General features: G+C 64.0%; 1 protein-coding gene. It reads right to left on the bottom strand.

The features are described 5' to 3' along the window. Positions 1–16: 16 nt before the first annotated feature. A complete protein-coding gene (locus G4D86_RS51635; protein WP_164003085.1) occupies positions 17–1,210 on the bottom strand; it encodes an ISAs1 family transposase in 1,194 nt (397 codons plus the stop codon). Positions 1,211–1,306 lie beyond the last annotated feature (96 nt).

Here is a 1,306-nt window from a genome sequence, read left to right as displayed (position 1 = left end):
CAGGGGAATCGCATCTTCATCCGCGGGGTGGGGCAGGCTTCCGCTTGGAGGGTCTGGGGGTGTAGGCGCCCTTCACCCCCAGCAAGTGGACCAGGTAGCGCTCGTCCCAGCCGGCCTTCTTACGGCGCGTCTGGACTCCCACCTTCGTGGTGGTGTCTGCCTTCAGCAGGTTGAGGGCCAGGTGGCGCAGCATCGCCATGTTCTCGGGGGCGTTGTCCTTGCGCACGCGGCTGTCGTCCTCACCGAAGGCGACGTCCAGTACCCAATGCAGGTTGTTCTCCACGGTCCAGTGTCGCCGCACGGCCAAGGCGAACTTCTGCGCGTCATCGCCGGGCAGGCTGCTGATGAAGTAGCGCACCTCCTTGGACGTCTCGCCGTCCACTGTGCGCTCCGCCTCCACCATGCCGACGCTGGTGAGGCCCACCCACTCCTCTCGCTTGTGCCTGAAGTAGTCGAGTTGCGCCGTCACCCAGTAGCGTCTCGTCTCGAAGCGACCGTGCTCCTTGTCCACCGTCTCGGTGTACGCGTGCGGCACCGTCTCGAAGCGCTCCTCCCGCGCCTCCTCGAAGAAGGCGCGTGTCTGCTGATGCAGCACCTCCTGGTTGCCCTTCAAGCTGATGACGTAGTCGGCGCCCTTCTCCACAATCCGCGCGACCACTTCCTTCTGGCAGCCGATGGCGTCGATGGTGACGATGCAGTCCTCCAGGTGCAGCAACTCCAGCAGCCTCGGAATGGCCGTTATTTCGTTCGACTTCTCTTCCGTTTTCACCTGTCCCAGCACCAAGCCATTCTTCGACGCCCACGCACTCACCATGTGAATAGCGGCCTTCGAGGATGCCCGGTCGAAGCTGCGCCGCAGCGTCTTGCCGTCGATGGCCACCACCTCGCCCTCCGTCACCTCCGACACCGCCCTTACCCATGCCATGAAGCAGCGACTGAAGGCTTCCGGGTCCAATGCCGCAAACAGCCGGCCGAAGGTGTCGTGTGAGGGAATGCCGTTGGGCAACGTCAGGAAGCTTTCCAACCACTCCCGCTTCGCCTCTCCGAATTCCTCCAGCTCCACCCAGCTGTCCACCCCGCAGATGAAGCCGCACACGGCGATGACCAGCATGTCGCTCAATGCGTGCTTCTTCGTCCGCTCGACTCGCGGGTCCTCCAGGCTGGAGAAATGCTGCGTGAGGCTCGCCGTCGGGGCCGGAGGCTTGTCCATCGGCCCCGTCGATCACACTCCTCCGAGCCTGTCCAACCCATCCGCTAACCCCGCGTAACTACGGCACCCCGGTGTCAGGAAGATGCGATCGCCCTG

The organism is Pyxidicoccus caerfyrddinensis, from assembly GCF_010894405.1.
In the GTDB taxonomy this organism is placed as follows: Bacteria; Myxococcota; Myxococcia; order Myxococcales; family Myxococcaceae; genus Myxococcus; species Myxococcus caerfyrddinensis.
This window is presented reverse-complemented; position numbering and strand designations above follow the sequence as displayed.

Coding starts and splice junctions, on each gene's coding strand:
- G4D86_RS51635 (WP_164003085.1), bottom strand. CDS start 1,210: ATGGACAAGCCTCCGGCCCCGACGGCGAGCCTCACGCAGCATTTCTCC.